Annotated in this window: 18 protein-coding genes; 9 read left to right on the top strand and 9 right to left on the bottom strand. The window is 72.7% G+C overall.

All coding sequences use genetic code 11. The features are described from left to right. Positions 1-43 precede the first annotated feature (43 nt). Positions 44-1,390 carry a protein kinase domain-containing protein gene (locus WMF29_RS34550; protein WP_437324364.1) on the bottom strand — a complete coding sequence of 449 codons (1,347 nt, stop codon included), beginning with the start codon at positions 1,388-1,390 and terminating at the stop codon, positions 44-46. A gap of 223 nt (positions 1,391-1,613) precedes the next feature. On the opposite strand from WMF29_RS34550, the gene WMF29_RS34545 reads away from it, so the two are divergent. Together WMF29_RS34545 and WMF29_RS34540 are read left to right on the top strand one after the other, a co-directional pair. Then, positions 1,614-2,723 (top strand): hypothetical protein, encoded by a 1,110-nt coding sequence (locus tag WMF29_RS34545; protein ID WP_437324363.1) that lies wholly within the window; start codon positions 1,614-1,616, stop codon positions 2,721-2,723. Continuing rightward, positions 2,720-4,414: a hypothetical protein gene (locus tag WMF29_RS34540; RefSeq protein ID WP_437324362.1), complete on the top strand. Its 1,695-nt coding sequence runs from the start codon at positions 2,720-2,722 to the stop codon at positions 4,412-4,414. Before WMF29_RS34545 ends, WMF29_RS34540 begins: the two co-directional genes overlap by 4 nt. Positions 4,415-4,432: 18 nt before the next feature. On the opposite strand, the gene WMF29_RS34535 is transcribed toward WMF29_RS34540, so the two are convergent. From WMF29_RS34535 to WMF29_RS34525, 3 genes are read right to left on the bottom strand one after another with little or no spacing between them, the layout of a single operon-like run. After that, entirely contained in the window at positions 4,433-5,998 is a 1,566-nt protein-coding gene (locus WMF29_RS34535; RefSeq protein ID WP_437324361.1) for a dipeptidyl-peptidase 3 family protein, read from the bottom strand. Positions 5,999-6,034: 36 nt separating this feature from the next. Then, entirely contained in the window at positions 6,035-6,970 is a 936-nt protein-coding gene (locus WMF29_RS34530; protein ID WP_437324360.1) for an SDR family oxidoreductase, read from the bottom strand. Then, entirely contained in the window at positions 6,967-7,830 is an 864-nt protein-coding gene (locus WMF29_RS34525) for a lysophospholipid acyltransferase family protein (protein ID WP_272095436.1), read from the bottom strand. Before WMF29_RS34525 ends, WMF29_RS34530 begins: the two co-directional genes overlap by 4 nt. 368 nt (positions 7,831-8,198) lie before the next feature. Here WMF29_RS34525 and WMF29_RS34520 point away from each other — a divergent pair, with 368 nt between their 5' ends. Continuing rightward, a complete protein-coding gene (locus WMF29_RS34520) occupies positions 8,199-8,669 on the top strand; it encodes a GNAT family N-acetyltransferase (protein WP_437324359.1) in 471 nt (156 codons plus the stop codon). Here the strand turns inward: WMF29_RS34520 and WMF29_RS34515 are convergent. The 3 genes from WMF29_RS34515 to WMF29_RS34505 all read right to left on the bottom strand — a co-directional run bounded on the left by WMF29_RS34515 (position 8,636) and on the right by WMF29_RS34505 (position 13,280). Further along, a complete protein-coding gene (locus tag WMF29_RS34515; RefSeq protein ID WP_272095434.1) occupies positions 8,636-8,956 on the bottom strand; it encodes a hypothetical protein in 321 nt (106 codons plus the stop codon). The two genes, WMF29_RS34520 and WMF29_RS34515, sit on opposite strands and share 34 nt — an antisense overlap. Positions 8,957-9,336: 380 nt before the next feature. Then, complete coding sequence (locus WMF29_RS34510) at positions 9,337-11,139, bottom strand: protein kinase domain-containing protein (protein ID WP_437324358.1); 1,803 nt, start codon at positions 11,137-11,139, stop codon at positions 9,337-9,339. Between the two features lie 248 nt (positions 11,140-11,387). Beyond that, on the bottom strand, positions 11,388-13,280 hold the full coding sequence (locus WMF29_RS34505) for a radical SAM protein (RefSeq protein WP_437324357.1): 1,893 nt from the start codon (positions 13,278-13,280) through the stop codon (positions 11,388-11,390). Between the two features lie 153 nt (positions 13,281-13,433). On the opposite strand from WMF29_RS34505, the gene WMF29_RS34500 reads away from it, so the two are divergent. The 4 genes from WMF29_RS34500 (at position 13,434) to radC (ending at position 17,731) form a co-directional block, all read left to right on the top strand. Continuing rightward, entirely contained in the window at positions 13,434-15,659 is a 2,226-nt protein-coding gene (locus WMF29_RS34500) for a HEAT repeat domain-containing protein (protein WP_437324356.1), read from the top strand. A gap of 5 nt (positions 15,660-15,664) precedes the next feature. Further along, positions 15,665-16,048: an exodeoxyribonuclease VII small subunit gene (xseB, locus tag WMF29_RS34495; protein WP_437324355.1), complete on the top strand. Its 384-nt coding sequence runs from the start codon at positions 15,665-15,667 to the stop codon at positions 16,046-16,048. A gap of 16 nt (positions 16,049-16,064) precedes the next feature. Next, on the top strand, positions 16,065-16,793 hold the full coding sequence (locus tag WMF29_RS34490) for a competence/damage-inducible protein A (RefSeq protein WP_437294310.1): 729 nt from the start codon (positions 16,065-16,067) through the stop codon (positions 16,791-16,793). A gap of 182 nt (positions 16,794-16,975) precedes the next feature. Further along, entirely contained in the window at positions 16,976-17,731 is a 756-nt protein-coding gene (gene radC / locus WMF29_RS34485; RefSeq protein WP_437324354.1) for a RadC family protein, read from the top strand. On the opposite strand, the gene WMF29_RS34480 is transcribed toward radC, so the two are convergent. Both WMF29_RS34480 and WMF29_RS34475 read right to left on the bottom strand, forming a co-directional pair. Next, the gene (locus WMF29_RS34480; RefSeq protein WP_437324353.1) at positions 17,728-18,924 is read right to left on the bottom strand and encodes a tetratricopeptide repeat protein; all 1,197 of its coding nucleotides are present in this window, start codon (positions 18,922-18,924) and stop codon (positions 17,728-17,730) included. The genes radC and WMF29_RS34480 overlap by 4 nt on opposite strands. Before the next feature lie 91 nt (positions 18,925-19,015). Beyond that, positions 19,016-19,753, bottom strand: a complete 738-nt coding sequence (locus WMF29_RS34475; RefSeq protein ID WP_437324352.1) for a hypothetical protein — start codon at positions 19,751-19,753, stop codon at positions 19,016-19,018. Positions 19,754-20,017: 264 nt separating this feature from the next. On the opposite strand from WMF29_RS34475, the gene WMF29_RS34470 reads away from it, so the two are divergent. Further along, positions 20,018-21,355, top strand: a complete 1,338-nt coding sequence (locus tag WMF29_RS34470; RefSeq protein ID WP_012239102.1) for a Stp1/IreP family PP2C-type Ser/Thr phosphatase — start codon at positions 20,018-20,020, stop codon at positions 21,353-21,355. A gap of 160 nt (positions 21,356-21,515) precedes the next feature. Next, positions 21,516-23,087, top strand: coding sequence for a hypothetical protein (locus WMF29_RS34465; protein WP_437324351.1), 1,572 nt, complete (start codon positions 21,516-21,518; stop codon positions 23,085-23,087). Positions 23,088-23,101: the final 14 nt, after the last annotated feature.

Here is a 23,101-nt window from a genome sequence, read left to right as displayed (position 1 = left end):
CCCGGCGCGCGCTCGTCGGCGCGGGGCGGGGCCCCGGCGCGCGCTAGAAGCCGGGCTCGCGGAACTTGGCGCGCCCGGTCTCGCCAGGCGATCGGGAGCGAGGCGGGCTCGCGCTCGCGGCGGGGGTGGAGGACGGCGGCGCCGCGGGCGTGGTGGACGGGGCCGGCTCTGACACGTGCGCGGGCTCCGGGGCGCGCGGCTCGGCGGTGACGACCCCCGGGCGCGGCTCCACCGCGATGGCCGGCGCCGCGGGCACCGCCACGGGCGGCGCGCCGGGGCCCTCCCCGAGGCCGATCCACAGGAGCGTCGCCGCCCCGAGCAGCGCGCCCGAGGCGACGAGCGCCGCCGCGGTGGCGATCGTCCGGGCGCGGCGGCGCGGGTCCAGGCGCGAGGGGGGGCGCCCCCGCGATCTGCCCTCCGCGGCGCGCAGCGCGTCCTTGATCAGCGCCGCGCGACGCGCGGTGCGCGCGGCGAGCGCGTTGCGGATGTACCCCGTGACCTCGCCGGGGCGGCTGCCGAGATCGGCGCTCACCGCCTCCAGCGCGTCCGCGAGCTCGGCCATCGTCGCGAAGCGCTCGGCCGGATCCTTGGCGAGCGCGCGCATCACCGCCGCCTCGAGCGCGGCGGGGTACCCGGGGACGAGGGTGCCCGGCGGATCGACCGGCTCGGGCCGCGCGATGCGCGCCATCGTCGCGAGGTCGTGGCTGGCGGCGAACGGGTGGGTGCCCGTCGTCAGCTGATAGAGCACGATCCCGAGCGCGAAGACGTCGGACCGCCGGTCCAGCTGCTCGCTATAGACCTGCTCGGGCGCCATGAAGAGGATCTTGCCCTTCATGTGCCCGGTGTTGGTCGTCGGGTTGTCCACCTGCGCCATGGCCTTGGCCACGCCGAAATCGGCGATTTTGACCGAGCCGTCCCGCGTGATCAGGATGTTGTGCGGCGAGACGTCCCGGTGAACGAGCCCGACCAGCGCGCCGCCGTCGTCCCGTAGCTCGTGGGCCGCATGGAGCCCCCGCGCCGCCTCGATCGCGATCCTCACCGCGACGGGCAGGGGGAGCGGGCTGCCCTGCTTGCGGGTGCTGCCGCCGAGCAGCGCCACGAGCGCGTCGCCGTCGATCCACTCCATCACGAAGTAGAGCACCCCGCTCTGCTCACCTTGATCCAGGATCGCGCACACATTGGGGTGCTTGATCCGGGCCGCGATGCGCGACTCCGTGAGGAACATGCGCTTGCAGCGCGGATCGCTGGAGAGCGCCGGCAGCATCGTCTTGACTGCCACGATCTTGTCGCCCGCCGCCCCGCCGCGCTCTCGGGCCGCCCACACCGTCCCCATTCCGCCCTGCGCGATGGCGATCAGCAGCTCATAGCGGCCGAGAAGCTGGCCTGGCACAAGATCGACGGGCGCTATCACAGCTCGTACCTGCGACTCCTGTGTCGTCGTGAATCCGACCATGCTGAAGCCCTCACCGACAGTGGGAGAGTGTTCCAGGCGGGTCGTGCAAGAGCGTTCCAGGATCGGACGCCAATCTCAAACAATTTTCCAGTTGTCGAGGATCGATCTGCGTGAGTACGGTTAGACTGCCTCTATCGCTTGGTGATGGAAGGAGGCGTGGGTGAAGCATCGGATCACCATCGGCGGAGTGGTATTCTTCGCCCTGGTCGGCGTCGGTCCGGCTGCGTTCGCCGAGCCTCCCCCGGAGGACGCCGGGCGCGCGCCGCCGGCCCCGGTCGCGAGCGACACTGCGGCTCTCGCTGCGCCCCACAAGCCGAGCGCCGCGGAGCTCGCGTCCGCGCGGCGCCTCTTCGCGCTCGGCCTCGCTGCGGAGGACGGCGGCCGGTGGGCAGAGGCGCTGGAGACGTACGAGCGCATCAGCAAGATCGTCGTGTCCCCGCCTCTCTGGTATCACCTCGGGGTCTGTCATGAAGCGCTCGGCCACGTCGTCGAGGCGCTCAACGCATTTGAGCTCGCCGCGTCCGGCGCGACCGCGCGGAACGAGCTCGCGCTCGCCAGGGAGTCGCGGGCACGACTAGAGAAGCTCCGCGTGAAGACGTCGCAGATCGTCCTGCAGCTGCCCGAGGACGCGACCGGCGTGCGCGTCGAGATCGATGGTGAGCCGATCCACGCCGCGCTCGTCGGCGCGGCCATCCTCGTGAGCCCCGGGGCGCGGCGGGTCGTGGTGGAGGCCGAGAACTATGCGGCGCGGTTCGAGGCGTCGGTGCAGGCCGAGACGGGCGCGGTCGTCGAGCTGCGGGCCGATCTCGGCCGCAAGCGATCGCCCGCGGTCCTGCTGTCGATCGCGCCCGCGCGCCGGGCGCTGCCCAGCGCGCCCGCGCCCGGCCCGCGCATCTCGCCGGTGGTCGTCGGGGGCACGGCGGCCGCGCTCGCAGCCGGCGCCGTGGTCACGGGCGTCGTGGCGTACGACGTGCGGCACAGCTTCCTGAAGAAGAACGCGAACCCTGCCCCGGGCTCGCTGGGCGAGCGGCAGGCGCTGCACGACCGCGGGCAAGCGCTCGCCGTCACGAGCACGGTGCTCACCGGGGCCGCCCTCATCGCAGGCGGCGTCGCCACGTACCTCTTCTGGCCCTCGTCCTCCTCGCCCGCGGCTCCTCCGGACGCCGCCGGGCGGCGGCTTGCGCCCGCGCCCCGCACCCCCGGCCCGACGGCGCTCTCGCCATGGGTCGGCGCGGACGGCGCCGGGGTCGCCGTGCAGGGAGTGCTGTGAGCGGCGCACATCGCCCCGGAGCGGGCGTCGTCGCTGCGCTCGCCTTCGCCTGCACCGGCCTCGGCGCGTGCGCCTTCATCGCGCCGTTCCCCGACGTGGCGGCGGATCCCGCGCCGGTGGGCCAGGGGGGAGCCGGCGGCGGCGGCGTGGGGGCGGGCGGCGGCAGCGAGGAGCAGGAGATCTGCGTTCCCCGTACCGAGGCGGCCTGCTACGCGGGGCCGCAGGGCACGCAGGGCGTCGGCCTCTGCGTGGGCGGCGTCGCCGCGTGCAATGACGACGGGACGGACGTCGGCGCCTGCGTCGGCCAGGTGCTGCCCACGTTCGAGAGCTGCGCCACGCCCGAGGACGAGAACTGCGACGGGCGAGCGTGCACGGGCGATCCCGTGCACAGCGTCGCGCTCGGCGGGGCCGGCGCTCAGCAGGGCCTGGGCATCGCCGCCTCGGCCGACGCCGTCGTGGTGGTCGGCTCGGCGTCGGGCAGCACCGATCTCGGCGCGGGCCCGTCGGACGAGCTGGGCGCGCTCGCCGAGCCGGACTCTTTTCTCGTCTCGTTCTCCCGCGACGCCTCCACGCGCGAGGGGCGGTTCCGGTTCGGCCGCCGCTTCGCGGACAGCGTCGCCCGGGCGGTCGCGCTCGCGCCGGGGGGCGACGTGGTGCTCGCGGGCAGCGTGGCCGGCGACGTCGATTTCGGCGGCGGCGTGCTCGCGGGCGCCGGCCGCCGCGCCGACGTCGTCGTGGCGCGGTTCGACGCGACCGGGGCGCACCGGTTCAGCCGGCGCTTCGGCGACGAGGCCACGCAACAGGCGGCGGCGGTCGCCGTGGATCAGGCGGGGAACGCCTTCATCACCGGCGAGTTCTCGGGCACGCTCGACTTTGGCGAGGGCCGTCAGGGCGAGCGGTTCACCCTGGAGAGCCACGGCAGGAGCGATGCCTTCCTGGCCAAGCTCGACGCCGCCGGCCACGTCGAATGGGCCAAGCGGCTCGGCGGCAAGGGAGATCAGGCCGGCACGGGCGTCGCCGTCGACGGCGACGGCAACATCATCGTCGTCGGCTGGTTCAGCGGGGAGGTCGATTTCGGGGGCGAGAAGCCGCTCACCACCGAGGCCAAGACCGACCTGTTCGTCGCGAAGCTCGACCCCTCGGGCGATCACGTCTGGAGCAAGGCGGCCGACGCGACCAACGCGGCCGAAGCGCTCGGCGTGGCCGTCGATGGAGCGGGCAACATCCTCGTGACCGGCTCGTTCCGGAGAGCGATCTCCTTCGGCGAGTCGCTGCTCACGAGCAATGGAGACAAGGACATCTTCCTCCTCCGGCTGGACGAGAACGGCGTCCTCCAGTGGTGCGAGGACTTCGGCGACGACGCCGATCAGGAGGGCGCCTCCGTCGCGGTCGATCTGGCGGGCAACATCCTCCTCACCGGCTCCTTCCAGGGGAGCCTCGACATCGGCAACGAGGCGGACTCCGCCATGGGCGCCGCCGACGTGTTCGTGGCGAAGCTCGACCCTGCCAGCAACCCGATCTGGTTGCGCTCGTTCGGCGACTCGGGCGAGCAGCGCGGCACCGCCGTCGCCGTCGATCTCCTCGGCGACAGCTGGGTGACCGGCCGCTTCGACGGCGTCCTCGATCTCGGGGCGGCCACGGCCACGAGCCGGGGCGCCGGCGACGCGTTCCTCGTGCAGATCGGGCCGTGAGCGCCGCTCGCCGGCGGCTCACTCGCCGGCGAGCGGGTAGATCGGCCGGATGTCGATCGGGATCCCCTCGAGGCCGCCGAGCGCCTGGCGCATTGGCTCCGAGACCTCTCCGTACCTGGCGAGGAGCTCGCCGGCGGCCTGCCTGTCGCCGCGGTGCTGCACCATGCAGAGGTCGCGGACGAGGCGGGTGATCGCGGCCTCGAGCTCCGCGGCGTCGACGGTGAAGCGCCGTGTCGCCGGGTCGAAGCGGGCGGCGCGCTCCTCGAGGAACCGGTTGATCTGGAGCGCGGCCCCCTTGCCGTGCGCCTCGGCCACGCCGAAGCGGGTGCTCCTGAAGAGCCCTGCGAAATAGGAGATGAGGAGCTTTTCCCTGAAATCGGCCGCGAAGTGGCCTAGATGGATCATGAAGAGGACGTTGTAAGCGCCCATCACGTCGGCCTTGGCCTCCTCGAGCGCCGAGTATGTCGGGCCGAGCGCGATCCGCACCTCGACCCGCTCCCCGCCCACGGTCGTGAACGCAGGGCCCAGGCTGTGCGAGAGCTCGTGGAAGAGCGTCTCGTTGAAGAACGCGTCGGAGGACAGGTGATCGAGCTGCGCCGGGTCGAGGATGCGCTCGGCGATGGGGCGCATGATCAGCTCGAACTTCGTCTCGATGACGTTGCGGAGCAGGACCTTCTTGGCCCCCTTCTCGGCGCGGACGCGCTCGTCGTTCGGCAGGTTGAACGCGATCGTCTGGACCGATTTGCGGGCGTCGCCAGCGCTGAACACGAGGTCGACGACCTGGATGGGGCTCTCCCCGCCGCGCGCCGTCTTCACGTCCTCGGGGACAGGCAGGTTGCGCTCCATCTCCGGGAGGAGCTCCTTGTACTTCGAGAGCTTCCGGGAGGCGTCGGGGTCGCTCACCGTGACGAACGACTCGAACGAGGCCTTGAGGCCGAGGAGCTCGTCCTCGTAGGTCTCATAAGGGCCGATGGTCGCCTCGACGCGGCTGTCGAGGTCCATCCAGTCCTTGTCGGATGCATAGTAGTCGTCGGAGCGGAACGCGGCGGCCCGGGACCTCAGGAACCGTCGCAGGCTCTCGCTCGCGGTGAGCGCCGCGGCCTCCTCGAGGAGCGCGCCGGCGAGGCCGAGCCACGCCGCATAAGCCTGGCTGTACGGCACGGCGACGAGCCGGCCCTGGTCCCGGCGGATGAGCGTGAACAGGCTCGTGAAGGCCTCCTTGTCGCCCGGGTGCTGCTCGATCCACGCGTTGAGCTCGTCGGCCGAGAGATCTTCCGGGTAGAAGCCGGCGCCAGGCGGATGGGGCTCGTCGACGGCGAAGGGGCGGTGGTGATCCTGCCTGTCCCATGGGCCGCGCATGATGTCGAAGTAGGCGAGCCTGTCCCGCCCCTCCGGGGTGCCGTCCGCGACGAGCTCCTCGCGGAGCTCCGGGTTCCCGGCGTAGGCCTGCCGATCGAACACGGGATCGAGCTGCCGCGAAGCCTCGATGAGCTTGGCGAGCGCCCTCTTCTCCGGCTCGGGCAGATCGCCGATGTCCGCGGTGAGCCTGGCCGGCGCGAACTGCTTGACCTTCTCGGACAACATCGGGACCTCCTTATCTCATGAGAGGTTATCCCCGGCTCAGGAGCGGCTCGCCGGGACCGGGTGGGCGTCGCGGTACTCGCGGATGGCCTGGGCTTCGTCGATGGCGTGCTTGAACCCGGTCGCGGCGCGGAACGCTGCCCCGTCCACGACGACGGGGTACTTGATGTGGGTCAGCGCCGCGCGCGGGAGCTTCGGCAGGCCGAAGCGGCCGAGCGCGTTGCGCAGGACGAACTCGGGGAGGGGCACCGCCACCCGGCCCGCCGCCCGGATGATGAGCGACAGGGGCACAGGCTGCGGGCCAGAGACGTTGTAGACGCCGCGGATGCGCTTCTCGAGGGCGAGGCAGATGGCGGTGACGACGTCCTGCTCGTGCATGAACTGGAACAGCGGGTCGAACCCGAGCACGTACGGGACGTGGGGGCCGCGGAGGAAGCTCGCCAGCGTGCCGTGGCCTGTCGGGCCGAGCGTGTAGCACATGCGGAGGACGGTCGTGCAGAGCTCCGGAGCGCGCCAGAGCGCCGTGCAGGCGTAGAGATCGGCCGCGACGAGGTCGGCGAGCTCGGGGAAGGTGGACACCGCCATCGGAGGATCCTCCTCCGTGTGGTAGAGCGGCGACTCGGGGCCGGCGCCGTAGTAGGTGTGTCGGCCGACGAAGATCACGTGCTCGACCCCGCAGGCGCGGCTGTTGTCGAAGACGACGCGCGTGCCGCCGAGGTTGATCCGATACCGCTCCTCCGTCTGCTCCACGAGGTGCGTCACGGTCGCCATGTGGATGACGGCCTGGGGCCGGGCCTTGCGGAACACGTCCTCGGCGGCGCGCTTCTGCAGATCCACGTTGTGCATCTCGATGCCGGCCGGGGCGCTCGGCCACGGCCGCCGGTCGATGCCGATCACCTCGTGCCCCTCCTCGAGGAGGCGCGTCGCGACCATGCGGCCAAGCTGGCCGGTGATCCCTGGAATGAGGACCCTCATGCGTGCTCCTTCGATGAGGCGGGCCTGGGCGGCGTGGCGCCGCGCCAGTCCAGCGAGAGCTTCCCGCGGCGCCGCTTTCGGCCTGCCTCGATGAGCTCGGCGATCCTCGCCTTCACCTGCTCGACGTGGCCCAGGATCACCTCGTCTTCCTCGGCGCCGGTCCCGGCGAACGTCATCGGCTCGCCGTAGGTGATCTCCAGCTGGACCGGCAGCGGCGCCGGGATGAGGTACGGGGTGATGGGGATGTACGGCACCCCCAACAGCCGACCGATCGTGTACGAGTTGGCGATGGTCGGCACCGCCTCGCCGCCGCCGACGAAGCCGAAGGGGATGACGGGCGTCCTCGTCTTCATCGCGAGCCGGACGAACCCGGACCCGAAGTGCACGAGCGAGTTGCGCTCGCTGTAGAGCTTGGCGGTGCCGCGCGCCCCCTCGGGGAACACCATGAGCAGCCGCTCGTCCTCGAGGAGGCGGCTCGCGTGCTCGGGGAGGCCGGTGAACTGCCCTGTGCGGCTCGACCAGAGCGAGGTGAAGGGGAGGCGATTGATGAATTTCTCCGCCATCCCCTCGGCCAGGCGCGGCGGATCCATCTCGAAGAACATCGACGCGACCACCATCGCCCCGTCGATGGCGACTCCCCCGCAGTGATTGCCGACGAGCATCGCCCGCCCGCGCGCGGGGACGTTCTCCAGGCCCGTCACGCCCACCGAGAAGTAGTGATGATAGAAGAAGTCCAGGAGGGAGAAAAAGAGACCCAGGTGCTTCTGGGAGATGCCGTAAGGATCGACCCCGAAGCTGTTGAAAGGGATCTCCAGCCGCTGGACGCGCTGGGCAATCGAGTCGCTGACGAGCAGTGTCAAGGGTCACCCTCCGGGAGGCTTCGGCGCCCGGAGGGTATGCGCGATCGGGCGAGGAGCACAACCTCCGCCAACCGGCGCAAGAGGCCGCCGGCGCGGCCGAGCCACGGACCGCGCGCCGCGCGCCGCGCGCGCCCATCGAGGATCGCTCCTTGAAACATAACGCGCCGCGGCGACGCCTTCGCGACCGGTCATCGCCGGCCGCGCTCGTCGCTGGATCGAGGCGCCGCGCGTCGTGCGTGCGCGTAGTGATTGAGCAGCCGTGCTGCCCGCGCTATGGGGTCGGCCATGTCGATCCGACGCCGCGCTCCCGAGCTCTCCGGCCGTACGGGCGGAGAGCGTCCCTGCGACGCCCGCCGGGAGGTCGCCTCGTGACAGCGCTCGTGATCCGCCGGGCGGCGCCCACCGACGCCGCGCTGATCGCGGCGAACAACCGGGCCATGGCGCTCGAGACGGAGGGCAAGGTGCTGGATGCCGCCACCACCCTCCGCGGCGCCGCCGCGCTGATCGCGGATGAGGCCAAAGGGTTCTATCTGGTGGCCGAGCACGCGTCCGAGATGGCCGGGCAGCTGATGATAACCTATGAATGGAGTGACTGGAGAAACGGCACTTTCTGGTGGATCCAGTCCGTCTATGTGACCCCCGCGCAGCGGCGCAGCGGGGTCTTCCGGGCGCTGTACCGGCGAGTCCACGAGATGGCGGCGGACGCGGGGGACGTATGCGGCATTCGCCTGTACGTGGAGACCGCGAACGCGCGAGCGCAGTCGACGTATGTCGCGCTCGGAATGCGGCGTTCGCACTACGAGCTCTACGAGCTCGATTTGACCTTGGGCTCGTCCTGAGCCGTCCGGCTCTCCTGGTTCGAATCAGGGGGGACGACCGCGGCCATCGACGGCCAGGAGCCCTTGACGAGGGCTCGCATCGCGGCCGTCTTCAGCGCCACCTCCCCAGGATCGAGGAAGACGCCGAGGGCCTGGCGGATGTGCGGGAGCGAGCGGATGAGATCGGCTGGCGTCATCGCTTCGGGCGGCGACACGTCGCACCGCTCGCAGGCCTCCTGGATGATCCTTCTGGCGAACGCGGGCGCGAGGCCACAGCACTCGACGACCTGCTCGAAAAGCGAGCGCATGAGCTGGTTCCCCCCGGGGTAACGTCCGACGTGCGGCGCGTCTTTCACTTGGGCGAGCACATACCGCCCCACGACAAGAATAGCCTACCTCCCCTATCGCGCTCGTGAGGCGACCACTGACGTTCTGCTGTCTTCCGTGAGCATGTAGGCCACGCTGCGGCGCGTTCAATGTGCGATAGCGCGACCCGACGTCGCGCTATCGGCGCCGAGGTCGCGGGTGCTCGCGGTCGTCGGGGTATTGGACGTGTCTCCATGGTCGGAGTGTTGGACGAGGTGGCGAAAAGGATCATGGCTCGGCCCGGGGGGCGCGCTGGGGCCATGCGCAGCTACCGTCTTGGGCTATCTCCGCAGTGACGTCGTGCGTCACAGCCCTGTGTGCGTCACAGGCCTGATGGCTTGAAGGGCGTCCGGGAGGTCGTCCGTGGAGCGCTCCGCTTCGGCTCTGGCGCCTTTGGCGGGGTCTTCGGCGCCGCGCTCCGAACGGTCGATGAGCGGGTGGCCGGCTTCGCCGTCGGGGCCGTGGATCCGCTGGTCGTGCGCGTGTCGGGCCGGCTCGTCCTGGGCTTGACGGCCGTGGGCGGGGCCGCTCTGGAGCTCGGCCGCGGAGCGGGGCTCGTCGCACGGTTCGCGGTGGGAGCAGGGACCTGTGCGGGCCTTCCCGCGGAGCCCGGGGCGGAGCTCTGGGCGGCTCTGCCAGGAATCACGCCCTGAGCGGAGCTGTCAGGAACAGCGCCCTGAGCGGAGCCGCCGGGGACCGGGGATCCCGCCGGTTCGCCGGGATGCCCGGGCGCGTCCGCCTGGACCGGCCCGCTGGCCGCCGCGGCCGCGGGGAAGAAGGACGAGATCCGGGAGACAGAGGCGCTCTCCGCCGTGAAGGGAGCGGCGGGCTCGCGCTGGCCGACGGCGAGAAAGGCGCCTGCCCCGAGCGTGAGCGCGACCGCGCAGGCGCTGGCGAGCACGCGGCGGCGCACGATGTGGTGCCGGCCGCGGGAGACGGCCTCGGAGACGACGGCGCCCAGCCCCGGCGCGCTGCCCTCGACGCCCGAGTTGTCCGGCGCCGCCTCGGCGCTCCGCTGGCTCAGGGGCAGACGATCGCTCAACGGAGCGCGCTGGCTCAGGGGCAGACGATCGCTCGACGGAGCGCGCTGGCTCAGGGGCAGACGATCGCTCAACGGAGAGCGCTGGCTCAGCGGCGATCGCACCGATCTGGGCGCCGACGCGGGACCGCTCCGCGCGCTGACCGGCCCGCCGAGGCCCTCCGGCGGCCCGCGCAAACCGACCTCCTTGATGAGCGCCTCCACCGCCCGGGGCGACGACACGGCGAGGCCCGGCGTCTGCGTGGCCGCGTCTTCCAGCGCCTCGGCGAACGCCGCGGCGGTCGGGAAGCGGTCGTCGGGGTCGGTGCGCAGCGCGCGCAGGCAGATCTGGTCGAGCGCGGTCGGCACCGACGGGACCACCCCGCGCGGACCCGTGGGCGCGCCCTCGAGGATCTGCGCGAGCAGCGCGCCGTCGTTGTCGGCCTTGAACAGGCGCTCCTCCGTGAGCATCTCCCAGAGCACCACGCCGGCCGAGTACACGTCGCTGCGACGATCGACGTTCGCGGCCCGGATCTGCTCGGGCGCCATGTAGGCGAGCTTGCCCTTGAGCGCGTTGCCCCGCGTCGACACGAGCCTCGTCTCGGCGCGGGCCACGCCGAAGTCGGTGATGCGCGCGATGCCGTCGACGCCGACGAGCACGTTCTGCGGCGAGACGTCGCGGTGCACGAGGTTGAGCGGCTCGCCCTCGCTCCCCGTGAGCTCGTGCGCGGCGTGGAGACCCGCGAGCACGTCGAGGAAGATGCGGAGCGCGATCCCGAGCGGGACGGGCCGCTTCGCCCGCGCGCACGTGCGGAGCAGGTTGTGCAGCGACGGCCCCTCGATGTACTCCATGACGAGGAACAGCGGGTCCTCGACGAGATCGAACGTCGCGACGACGTTGGGGTGGCGGACCCGCGCCGCGAGGCGCGCCTCGTCGAGGAACATCGCGACGAACTCGGGCTCCGCCGCGATGTGCGGGTGCATCATCTTCAGGGCGACGAGGCGCTCGAACCCGCCGGCGCCCACGGCACGCCCGAGATACACCGTCGCCATGCCGCCTGACGCGATGGCGCGCAAGCTCTCATAGCGGCCCGCGTGCAAGGTCACGTGACCAGACTACACCATGCGTGGTGCGTTCTCCACGACTCCCGCGCCGCTCGCGCGAGCGCGTGCTCCTCCCACACGGCCCACACGGCCGCGAGGAGAACCGGACTCTGTGTCGATGTGAGGCGCCCTGCGACTGATCACCGAGCCCAGAGGCGCCGAGCCCAGGGGCTCACGTGACCTGTCTGTCGGCGATCCGGGGCTGTGGTGCCGCGCGCGGCGTGGGAGGAGGAGGCGCGATCAGCTCACGATCAGCTCACGATCGGCAGCCGCCGGGCCGCCCGCCGTGGGCGCGCGCCGCCCTGCTCGCGCTCGCGCAACGCAAGGTCGTGCTCGATGATCGTTAGGGGGTTGTCGTAGGCCGGTAAAGGAAGATCCTGATTCTTCGCATAGACAGGGTGCCTACCGTGCTTCTTGTACCACTCGGCCACGGTGGCGTTGGCCTTCATCTTCTCGAGGATGTTCCGCCATCCAGCCCCGGTGTTGTACGCACAGAAGCTGATCTCGCCGAGCTGCGTTCCGTACGGAATGATGCACATCTCGGTGCGGCGGAAGTCGTAATTGAACAGATCCTGGAACCACATGCCCGCGACGAACAGGACCCGCCACTCGTACTCGCGGGCGTCGCCCTCGCCGGCGTGCGCGGCGCCCGTCTGGCTCATGAACTGCTTCACGAGCGTCGCGAGGTGGAAGCCGGGCGGCGCCTTGTCCGGCTGGTAATGGCGCAGCAGCGCCGCGACGACCTGCGCCTTCGTGAGGGCGCGGCCGCGCCCCGCGTCGAAGATCGCGCGCAGATCGGAGAGCAGCCCTTCGACATCGATGAAGTCGAGCAGCGGGACCATCCGCTTCGTCTTCTTGTGGACGAACAGCACGGTCCCGATCCCGCAGTTCGGGTGGCAGCCGCAGTTGATTTGCCCCCAGTCCTTGTCGGGGCCGTCGAGGAGGTCGGTCACGTTGCCGAAGGGGCTGAGCGCCGACAGGGGGAACCAGTCGCGCAGCGGGTCGGTCACGCCGGTCTGCCGGGCGATGTCGTGCGCGAGGTGGCTCAGCGTATAGCGCTGCTTCTCGCGCAGCTCGTCGGAGATGTCCTCGTCGCGGCCGGTGAAGCTGACCGGCTGGAAGCTGACGACCGTGATCTTGTCGGCGTTCTGGACCGCAAAGTCGATGATGGGCCCCACCTGATCGTTGTTGACCCCGTTGACGATCGTCACGACCAGGATGACGTCGATCCCGGCGGCCGAGAGCTCCTCGATCGCCCGCAGCTTCACGTCGTAGAGGTTCCCGATCTTCCGGTGGCCGTTCGCTTCGTTCGTGACCCCGTCGAACTGCAGGTACGCCATCCGGAGGCCCGCTTCCTTGGCCTTCCTGGCGAAGCCCGGCTCGTCCGCGAAGCGGATCCCGTTCGTCGCGCACTGCACCGCGAAGTACCCCTTCTCGCGCGCGTACCGGATCGCGTCGAGGAAGTGCGGGCTCAGCGTCGGCTCGCCGCCGGAGAACTGGATCGACATCTGGCGGCGCGGGCGCACCGCCGCCGCGTCGTCCAGGATCCGCGTGATCTCCTCCCAGGAGAGCTCGTGCACGTAGCCGACCTGATTGGCATCCATGAAGCACGGGTCGCACATCATGTTGCAGCGGTTCGTCAGGTCGACCGTGAGCACCGCGCCGCGGCCGTAACGGATGGTGCTCGAGCCGTGGTCGTGGATCCTGTCCTTCGTCATCTCGACGTCGCGGCCGCCGAAGAGGCGCTCGATCCGCGCCAGGAACGCCGGGTCGATCGAGATCGTGTCCGAGAAGAAGCCGTGCTTCGGGCACGTCTTCTCCATGACCACGCGCCCTTCGCGCGCGACGATGCTGGCGCGGATCTCACCGGGGTTGTCCGTGATGAGCCTGGTCCAGTCCGCCCTGCCACTCAGGATCTCGGCGCGCGCCTCCTTGACGCAGCGCGGGCACAGGCTGTCCGTCTCGCGAGGCCAGCCGAGCGGGGGCGCCGTGCGCTCGCCGCCCCTCGGGATCGGCTTGTCGCTCCACTTCGGGTGAAACGGCCTGGGCTCGCCGCCGAGGCGGCTCAGTCGCCGCAAGACCGGCCACGCCTTGCCGGCGGAGACCGTGATGGCCTTTTCCAGTGTCCGTACCAGGTCGATCAAGCTTCACCTCTCTCACAGCCGCATTTCGCGGCTGCACGGTAGGTCGACCTAGCGCGTGCTTCCATCAAATTCCAGGCTGTCACGCGGCGCTGACACGGCTTGGCCTGGGGCGTGACAGCGGGCCGTCGATCGCGGGATAGTGCGGTGCAGCGAATGCGATTCCTCCCTGGAACCCCCCGCGCCCTGGGCCTCGCCGCGGCGCTCGCGGCCACCGCGATGGCGGGCTCGGCAGCGCCTCAGCCGGCCGCGCGGACCGCCCGGGCGCCGCAGGCCGCGGAGGAAGGCGGCAAGGCGCCCGCGGGGGCCGAGGCCGGCGCGACGCCGCTGCGCGGCAGCCTCGGCGTGCCCGTCGGCGAGCGGCTGCTCTCGTCGAGCGACCCGGCGGCGCGGCTCCGCGGCATCGAGCGGCTCGGGGCGATCGGCACCGAGGAGGCGGTGAGCGCGCTGCTCGCCGCGCTCGAGCAGCACGGCGCCCCGGGGGCGCGCGATCCCAGGGCGCGCCTCGCGGCGGTGCGGGCGCTCGCGCCGCACGCGCAGCGCGACAGCGTGCGCCAGCTCCTCGCGCGCGAGCTCTCGGAGAGCGCGCCCGCGCGCGGCGCCGCTTCGCCGCTCGGCGAGGTGCTGCGCGGCACCGCCGCCCTCGCGCTCGCGCGCACCGGCGAGCGGCGCGCGCTCGGCGTGCTCGTGAACGCGATCGTGCAGGGCGGGGCCGCGGGCGAGGCCGCCGCCCGCGCGCTCAAGGCGCACCCGCCCGCGTCGCTCCAGCTCCTGCTCGGCAGCCGCAAGCGCCTCGAGCCGGCGCTCGCGAGCTTCCTCGGCGATCTCGGCGATCTCCGGGCGATCGCGGCGCTCCGGCCGATGCTCGAGGGCGGCGACAGGGCGGCGCAGGTGGCCGCCGCGCGCGCCCTCGCGCGCCTCGGCGACGAGGCGGCGCTGGCGAAGGCCCGCGCGTGGCTCCGGAAGCCGGAGCCGGGGCTCTTCGAGCCGACCGCGGAGATCCTCGTCTACCTCGGCGCGCCGGAGGCGCCGGACGCCGTGGCCGCGCTGCTCGGATCCGAGCTCGGGCGGATGGAGGGGCTCAGGCTGGCCGAGCTCGCGCCGGCGGAGCGGCTCGTGCCGGCGCTCGCGCGCTCTCTCCCGCTGCTCCCCGACGACGCGCGGCCCCGCGCGGTCGCGGCGATCGGCCGCGCGGGCGGCGCGGAGGCGGCGCGGCAGCTGCGCCGGCTCCCGAGCGAGCGCCCCGAGCTCGCGACGGCGGCCGCGTTCGCGCTGGCGACGATGCCGGGGGCCGAGGCGCGGGCCGCGGTCGCGGAGCTCTTCGACGGCGCGCGCGCGGCGAAGGACGCGGACCTCCGCAGGCTCGGCCTGCGCGCCGGGGTGGTCCGCGGGCTCGCGCTGCGCGACGCGCCCGAGGCGCTCGAGAAGCGGCTGCTCGCCGCGCTCGCCGCGCCGAAGGGGTCGAGCGATCGCGCCGTCGGGGTGTTCGGCGCCGTGGCGCTCGGCCTCCGCGACGCGGTCGATGTCGTCGGCGCCTGCTCCCCGTCCTCCTGCGATCGCGCGGCGGTCCACGCGGCGGCGCGCGGCGCGCTCGCGCGGGGCGAGCGCGCCCTCGCCGCCCTCGCGCCGCTCTTCGCGGCGCTCGCCGCGTCGGGCGCCGCGGCGCCGGGCGGCGACGCGAGCGCCGCGAAGAGCGGCGACGCGGCGCCCGACGCGGCGGCGATCTCCGCCGGCGTCGCGCTGCTCGCGGAGCCCGGGGGCGGGGCGATCGCGACCTCGCGGCTCGCCGCGCTCGCAGAGGCGGGCGGACCGCTGTCGCCGCTCGCCGCCCGCGCACTCGCGGCCCGCGACGACGAGGTGGTCCGCGGCAGGATCGAGCGGCTGCTCGAGGGGAGCGATCCCGTCGTGCGCGCGCACGTCGCGCTCGGCCTCGGGAGCGACCCCATGCCCGACAGCGTCTCCCTCCTCGCCCGCGCGTACCGCTTCGAGGACGACCCCGCGGTGCGCCGCGCGATCGTCCGCGGCCTGTCCCGGCGCACCGAGGTGCAGCGCGGGCGCGTCCTCGTCGCGGCGCGGGATCTCGATCCTGACGAAGGGGTGCGCGCGCTCGCGCGGGCCGCCCTCTCCGGCGTCGACGCGCGGGCGCTCGATCCGCCGCGCTCCGCGCTGGCGACGGGCGTCGTGTGGGTGGCCATCGTCCCGAACGACCGGAGCGCGTCCATGAGCGCCTCCTCGCGCCCCGCACGGCTCGTCCGGCCGGATGGGCTGGCGGTCCCTGTCGTGGCCGATCCCGACGGCGTGCTCCTCGTGCCGGCGGTGCCGCCCGGCGCGAGCGCCGTCCTGCTTGCGCCGGCCGCACCCCCGGGGGACCCTGGCTCATGACGACGATGAGCAACGCGACGGACGAGGGCGACGCGGGCGTGGAATCACGCGCCGAACCACGCGTCGAGTCACGCGTCGAATCGAGCGCGGAGCCCCGCGCCGCCGGGGCGCCGGCGAAGGCCGAGGCCGACCGCGCTCCGCGGAGCGGCGGCGCGGCCGCGGGCGCCGACGCGATGTCGTTCGAGGAGTCGACGCGCCGCCTCGCGAAGATCGTCGCGGAGCTCGAGGGCGGCGACCTGCCGCTCGAGCGCGCGCTCTCGCTCTTCGAGGAGGGCATCCGCCTCTCGCGGTCGGCGCAGGAGCGCCTCGATCGCGCGGAGAAGCGCGTCGAGGAGCTGCTCGGGATGGACGCCGACGGGCGCCCGGTGACGCGCGAGTTCGAGAGCTGAGCGGAAGAAGGGTGACATGAGGACCGCAGCGGCGCTGATCATCGGCAACGAGCTGCTCAGCGGGAAGATCGCTGACGAGAACCTGGTCGTGCTCGCGGGCACCCTGCGCGCGCTCGGCGTCAGGCTGGAGCGGGCGGTCATGGTGCTCGACGAGCTCGAGGTGATCGCCGCCGAGGTGCGGGCGCTCGCGGCGTCGCACGACTGGGTCTTCACGAGCGGCGGCGTGGGCCCGACGCACGACGACCTGACGATCGCGGGCGTCGCGCGAGCGTTCGGCGTGCCGGTGGTCAGCGCGCCCAACATCGAGAGCCTCCTGCGCGATTACTATGGCGATCGGCTCACCGAGGGGCACCTGCTCATGGCCCGCATCCCGGAGGGCGCGCGGCTCGTGACCGGCGGCAGCGCCGCGTGGCCCGGCGTGGTGATGCGCAACGTGTGGATGCTGCCCGGCGTGCCGCAGATCTTCCGGGCCAAGCAGGCGCTCATCCAGGCGGAGCTCTCCGGCGGGGCGCCGTTCGTCTCGCTCGCGGTGTTCACGACGCTCGACGAGGGGCAGCTCAAGCCGATGCTCGACCGCGTGGTCGAGGCCCACCGCGACGTCGACATCGGCTCCTATCCGAGGTGGTCCGGCGTCGAGTACCGCACGAAGCTCACGTTCGACGGCCTCGTCGAGGCGAGGGTGCGCGCGGCGCGCGACGCGTTCGCCGAGAGCCTCCCCGCGGAGACGATCGTCCGCGTCGAGTGACGCGCGCGCGTCGTCGTTCGCGCTCCGGGCGAGGGCGCGACGGCGCGAGGGCCTGGCGGCCGCCACCCTCCGCCGCCGCTCCGCCGCCTCGCCGTCGCGCGCGCCCCCGCGGCGCCCCGGGCCGGCAGGCGGGCCCGCCGCGTGCTTGTCGCTCGCGCATGAGCCCGTGGAAGCGCGCCGCCTTGCTCCCTGATCACCTCCCCGAGACGTGCACCGACGACCCCGCGGCGCTGGCCGCCTTCGTCGGCCCGCGAGAGCGAGCGCTCGAGGAAGGGATCTGGTCGCTCGGCGACGCCGACCTGCTCGCGATCGTGCTCGGCACAGGGCTGGTCGGCACCCCCGTGACGCTCGTCTCCGCCGCGCTCCTCTCGCGCTTCGCGGGGCTGGAGGGGCTCGCGCGGCTCGGCCCGCACGCGCTCGCCGAGCACCCCGGCCTCGGGCTCGCGAAGGCGCTCCGGATCGCCGCGTCGCTCGAGCTCGGGCGGCGCGCCTTCGAGCGCGCGGTGCGCCCGCGGCCTCCGGTGCGCACCTCGGCCTCGATCGCGGCGTGGTGCGCGGCGCAGCTCGGCCCGCTCGATCACGAGCAGATGTGGGTGATCTCGCTCGACGGCCGCAACGGGATGAGGGGAGCGCGCAGGGTCGCGCAGGGCGGGCTCCACGGGTGCTCCGTCACGGCCAGGGACATCCTTCGCGCCGCGCTCTCCGACGCGGCCTCGGCGCTCGTCCTGGTGCACAACCACCCGAGCGGCGACTCGGCGCCGTCGCCCGAGGACGTGGCCATGACCAACGCGGTCGCCGCCGCCGGAGAGGTGATCGGCGTGCCGCTTGTCGACCACGTCATCCTCGCGCCGGACGGGCATTACTCCTCGCTGCTCGATCTCGGGATGATCGCGCCAGGCGACGCGCCCCGCGGCGCCGCCCCGCCGAGCCGAGGCTAGTCGCGCTGGCCGACCAGGAGGCCGTGCCGCTCGCCGCCGGGCGCCGCTCCGGTGCCTGGCACGCTCGCGAACCGCAGCGTCGCGCCGCCCCAGTCGACCGAGGGGCTCCCCTTCAGCAGCGACGTATAGAGCGCGCTCGCCTGCGTCATCGGGCAGCCGATCGCCTCGCGCACGAGCGTGAGCGACGCGCCCGTCGCGTAGCTCACCGGCGCCTGCCGGCCGTCCTCGCCGATCACCGTGACCTTGAAGACGTCGTCCTCGGCGCGCGCGGCGCGGTCCGGATCGGTCAGCGCCAGGTGCAGCGCCTCGATCGCGCCGCTCCCGGGGCCATTGTTCGGGGAGTCGAGGGTCACGTGGAGCTCGAGGAGCGGCGCCGTGTAGCGCACGATCTGCCGCGCCGCCGCTCCCTCCGCCGTCGCGGGCGCCGCGCGCGCCTCGCGGCGCCTGAGCTGGGCCTCCATGACGAGCGCCGACCGCGCGAGCTCCCGCTCCGTCTTGCCGAGCAGCCGGCGCGCGCGCATCTCGGCGAGCGCGCGCTGCAGCACCTCGCGGTTCCTCGCCGCCTGCTCGTGGCTCCGCTCGCGCGCGAGCAGCGCCTCGAGCTCGCCCAGCGCTCGGTCGTGCTCCCCGATCGACGCGAGCGCGTCCGCGAGCGTGAGCCGGGCGTCGGCGAACGAGGGCGCGCGCCTCACCGCCTCGCGGTAGGCCGCGATGGCCGGCGCGATCTCCCGCCGCGCCTCGTGCGCGAGCCCGAGCGCGAAGGCCGCCCGCGCGTCCTCCGGCGCAGCCTCGCACGCGCGCGCGAGCCAGCGCGCCGCCTCGTCGTAGAGGCGCAGATCGTAGAGCACGACCCCGAGCTCGCGCAGCGCCCGCGGATCGGGCGGCTCGATCGCCGCGCCCCGCCGGAGCTCCGCGGCCGCCTCGTCGAGCCGGCCGAGGCGGACCAGGGCGCGGGCGTAGGCGAGGCGCGCCTCGATCTGCTCCCCTCCGCCGGTCTCCACCCCGCGCGCGAGCGCGCTCGCCGCGTCCGCCCAGCGCTCCTCCGCCGCGTACGCGGCGCCGAGCGCGAGCCACGCCCCCGCGTCGTCCGGCGCGCCCGTGACGTGCGCCTCGAGCCCGGCGATCCCGCCTGCCATGTCTCCGCGGCTCAGCAGATCGAGCGCGCGCGCTCGCTGCGCTCCGGACGACGTCATGGCGGCAGCGTACGCCGGCGCGGCGGCGCGGGTCGAGCGCCCGAGCGAGCCGGGCCTCGCCCGCGGCGGGGCCTCACCCGCGCCTTCGGCGTCAGTAGCCCTGCGGAAGATCGCCCGCCAGGCACGAGACGGTGTTCGGCGCCCCGTGCGACGACCACTTGGCGCCGGTCGGCATCCCGCCGGCGAAGCGCACGCCCTCGTCTGGATCCCACGACGGCGTCTCGCCCGGGCGCAGCGAATGTGTCCCGCTCTGGTAGAACGCGATGATGTACGTGTGCCCCGCGACGCGGCAGCCGAGCCGCCTCGCGAGCGCCTGCGCGAAGGACCGGCCGGTGTGCCCGAACGCGCTGCAGCAGCGGAGCCACACGACGGCGTCCGGCCCCGCGAGCTCGGCCCTCAGGGCGTCGAGCGCCTCATCGAGCGGCGAGCCGGGCCGGAGCGCGGCCTCGTCGAGCCGCGTCTCGCCCATGCGCATGTACCCCCAGCCGCCGTGCCCCCAGGCCTGCAGCGACGCGATCTTCCGGCCGCGCTCCCGCGCCGCGCGCGCCGCCCAGCCGAGCGCCTCGGCCCAGCTCGCGGCGGACTGCCACGCGTCGGCCGCGCCCGTCATGCGGTGCAGGAGCGCACCGGCGCGCCAGATCGGCGTGAGCCCGATCGTCGCGCCCACGGCCTCGCCCAGGACCTCGAGGTCCCCGGTCTCGGCGGAACCGGCGGCGTCGGCCGCTGCTGGGCGCGCGCGCGCCGCCGCGTCATCGCGCCGCCTCGCGCCGTTCGCCCGCCGCGCGCTACCCCACCCGACGTCGGTGTTATCGAAGAGGACGAGCCGCATACAACCCCCATTCTACGCGCTCTGAATGTACCGCCGCTCGCAACCGCGGCCACGCGGTCGATTCCCCACCCGCCCCCCGAGCGTCGCCCGACGCCGCACGCCGCACGCGCCGCACGCGCCGCACGCCAGCGGCCACGCCCCGGGCGCGGTGAGGGCGCGATGGACGGGAGGAGGTCGTCCGTCGACGTCCTCCACCGCCTGGTTCGTGGTGGGCGCAATCGGTAGTGATTTCCTCCCGCGCCCTCGGTTAGCCTGCCCGAACCGATGGGCCTGTCCGAAAACATCAGGTTTTATGCGGCGACCGATGTCGGCCGCATGCGGGACCACAACGAGGACAACTACCTCGTCGACAAGAAGCTCGCGCTCTTCGTGGTCGCCGACGGGATGGGCGGGCACGCCGCGGGCGAGGTCGCGAGCGCCCTCGCCGTCCGCATCATCCACGAGGAGCTGAAGAAGGAGCGGGACCTCATCGAGAACCAGGCGCGCAGCAACGTGCGGCGCGCCGCGATGAAGGAGGTCCTCAGCCTGCTCGAGCACGCCGTCCAGCGCGCGTGCGCCCGGATCCACGAGGAAGCGAAGGCCGACACGACGAAGCGCGGCATGGGCACGACGCTCTCCGCGCTCCTCATCGCCGGCTCGCACGGCTACATCGCGCACGTCGGCGACAGCCGCATCTACCTCCTCCGCGAGGGCCGCATCCAGCAGGTCACCGAGGATCACACCGTCTACAACGAGCTCATCAAGCGCGGGAAGCTCACGCGCGATCAGATCGAGAAGGTGGCGCAGAAGAACGCGATCACCCGCGCCGTCGGCGTGTACGAGCGCGTCGAGGTCGACACGCTCACGATCGAGGTGCTCCCGGGCGACCAGTTCCTCCTCGCGTCGGACGGGCTCCACGGGTACATCGCGCACACCGCGGAGCTCGAGCCGTTCTTCGAGGAGGAGAACGGCGAGATCGCCGCGAACGGCCTCATCGATCTCGCGAACAGGAAGGGCGGCAAGGACAACATCACCGCGATCCTCGTGCGGCTCGGCCAGGGCGACCACCGCGACAGCGTCCGCGCCCGGCTGCTCGCCCTGAAGCGCGACGTGCTCGCGAAGATGCCGCTCTTCGCGCGCCTGCAGGAGCGCGAGATGCTCCGGGTCATGCAGGTCGCCGAGGTGCTCTCGTTCGAGCCCGGCCAGATCGTGGTGCGCGAGGGAGATCGCGGCGACGAGCTCTTCATCGTGCTCTCGGGCCTCGTCCGGATCATCCGCGGCGAATCGGTGCTGAGCGAGGTCGGCCCGGGCGAGCACTTCGGCGAGATGGCCCTCATCCGCAGCATGCCGCGCTCGGCCACCGTCTCGGCCGTGGAGCAGAGCGAGCTCATCGCCGTCCGCCGCGCCGATTTCTTCGAGATCCTCCGCAAGGAGCACGAGCTCGCCGTGAAGCTGCTCTGGCAGTTCCTGGGGGTGCTCGCCGACCGGCTCGACCAGACGTCGCGCGACCTGAGCACCGCCCGCGAGGAGCTGGCCGCGGAGGACATCACGAGCGAGATCTTCCCCGACAGCGAGGAGGGGAAGAGCCCGTTCGCCCCCGAGGAGCGCTCCTCGGCGCGCTGAACGGCGCCCCCGCGACCGCGGCCGACCGGAACGACGCGGAACGGAGCGAATTGCTGCGGCGTGAGCGGCGGGGCGCGACCGCGCGAGCCGGGCGAGCGATTCGCGGATTGACACCCTCCTACCCCGGCCGGTAGCGTCCGTCCGACGGATAACCATGAGCATGCACGGCAGAAGGTACTGCGAAGGCCATCTCGCTCGCGTCGCCATCAACGTGGCTGGGGGCTCGTCGCTCGCGCTCGCTGCGGCGGCTCTCCTCGCCGCGTCCCCCGCGGCCGCCGACGAGCCGCGGAGCGCCACCGAGCCGCGGCTCATGATGGAGACGGGCGAAATCACGAGCGTCGTCGACGCGTTCGACGACGGCGACACCTTTGATCTGAACTTCAGCTTCGGCTTCGAGTACGCGTCGAAGAGCGCGAAGATCCGGCGCGAGACGAGCATCGCCGGGCCGGGGCTGTCGTCGGGCGGCTACACGTCGAACCTGCTCAACGTGGCGACCTACAACGAGGCGACCTCGAAGCTCAACCTGCGCCTCGACGTCGGCCTCTACCGGGACCTGGCGCTCTACCTCAGGATGCCGCTCATCCTGAACCACACGCGCGAGCTCACCGATCTCAACGGCAGCGCCGGGGCGGAGGCGCAGGCCGTCGCGCTCGCGGGAGCCCCGGGGGAGCAGCTGTTCCAGATGCCCTTCACGTCGCCGAACCGGAGCGGCATCGAGTACCTCGCCGTCGGCCTCGACGTGAACATCATGAACCAGGCGCGCGACCGGACGAAGCCGACCTGGCTGTTCGGGGTCGAGGGGCGCTTCCCTGTGAGCGAGCCGATGCACGCCTGCACCGAGGCGCCGAAGAGCGGCCAGGTGAAGTGCGCCGATCCGACGGACGTCAACCGGAACAACAGCAGCGACAGCGAGTTCGAGGGGGAGGGGATCGCCCAGCAAGACCCCGGCGTGTCGCGCGGCACCATCGGCCTCGAGGTCCACACGTACCTGTCGAAGCGGATCAAGTACGTCGAGCCGTACGGCGGGTTCAAGGCGCTGTTCGAGTTCCAGCAGGAGTCGAGCGACTACGGCCTCACCGACCTGAAGACGTCGCTGGTGAACCACCCGCCGCTCGTCGGCAGCGTGATGCTCGGCGTGATGATCGTCCCCTGGGAGAACCGCGAGAAGTACACCGGGCTCACGCTCGATCTGCGCTTCACCGGCGAGTACCACTCCGAGGGGCGCGACTACTCGGAGCTGTTCGACGCGCTCGGATCGAGCGACGCGAGCTCGCTGCGCCAGCCGCAGTGGGCGGCGTTCCGCGACAACGACGCGTACGATCCGGACCTGTGCAGGACCGGCGATGCGAGGGCCTGCTCGCCGTCGATCGTCGACCAGGGCTCGCAGCGGACGTACTTCACGGGGCTCAGCGACGTCCAGCCGTACGGCTCGTACCGCGCCTCAGCGAGCGTGACGTGGAGGGCGGCCGAGCTCGTGAAGTTCCAGATCGGCGCGGGCTTCCGCCACGATGGCGGGCACGGCATCGGCGGCGACCAGCCGTGCAACTCCCAGTACAAGGACAGCCTCGGGGCGGCAGGGCCTTGCCGCCGCCAGGACGCGGACGGGCGCCTCACCGTCACCGGCAGCCCGAACCCCAACTACCGCCCGACCATCAACGCGGTCGGCCGCCGCTTCTACGTCAACGACAGCAACACGTTCGACCTCTTCGCGAGCGGCACGTTCATGTTCTGATCGACGCCCCGAGC

It is taken from the genome of Sorangium sp. So ce381, from assembly GCF_051473845.1.
GTDB classification, from domain to species: Bacteria; Myxococcota_A; Polyangia; order Polyangiales; family Polyangiaceae; genus Sorangium; species Sorangium atrum.
Note: the sequence above shows the minus strand (reverse complement) of the source record. Positions and strands in the feature narration are given on the sequence as shown.

What these genes read in the sequence shown, in the direction of transcription:
- WMF29_RS34535 (WP_437324361.1), bottom strand. Translation starts at nt 5,998, where the DNA reads ATGTTGTCCGAGAAGGTCAAGCAGTTCGCGCCGGCCAGGCTCACCGCG.
- xseB (WP_437324355.1), top strand. Translation starts at nt 15,665, where the DNA reads ATGAGCAACGCGACGGACGAGGGCGACGCGGGCGTGGAATCACGCGCC.
- WMF29_RS34490 (WP_437294310.1), top strand. Translation starts at nt 16,065, where the DNA reads ATGAGGACCGCAGCGGCGCTGATCATCGGCAACGAGCTGCTCAGCGGG.
- WMF29_RS34470 (WP_012239102.1), top strand. Translation starts at nt 20,018, where the DNA reads ATGGGCCTGTCCGAAAACATCAGGTTTTATGCGGCGACCGATGTCGGC.
- WMF29_RS34500 (WP_437324356.1), top strand. Translation starts at nt 13,434, where the DNA reads ATGCGATTCCTCCCTGGAACCCCCCGCGCCCTGGGCCTCGCCGCGGCG.
- WMF29_RS34530 (WP_437324360.1), bottom strand. Translation starts at nt 6,970, where the DNA reads ATGAGGGTCCTCATTCCAGGGATCACCGGCCAGCTTGGCCGCATGGTC.
- WMF29_RS34515 (WP_272095434.1), bottom strand. Translation starts at nt 8,956, where the DNA reads ATGCGCTCGCTTTTCGAGCAGGTCGTCGAGTGCTGTGGCCTCGCGCCC.
- WMF29_RS34480 (WP_437324353.1), bottom strand. Translation starts at nt 18,924, where the DNA reads ATGACGTCGTCCGGAGCGCAGCGAGCGCGCGCGCTCGATCTGCTGAGC.
- WMF29_RS34475 (WP_437324352.1), bottom strand. Translation starts at nt 19,753, where the DNA reads ATGCGGCTCGTCCTCTTCGATAACACCGACGTCGGGTGGGGTAGCGCG.
- WMF29_RS34465 (WP_437324351.1), top strand. Translation starts at nt 21,516, where the DNA reads ATGCACGGCAGAAGGTACTGCGAAGGCCATCTCGCTCGCGTCGCCATC.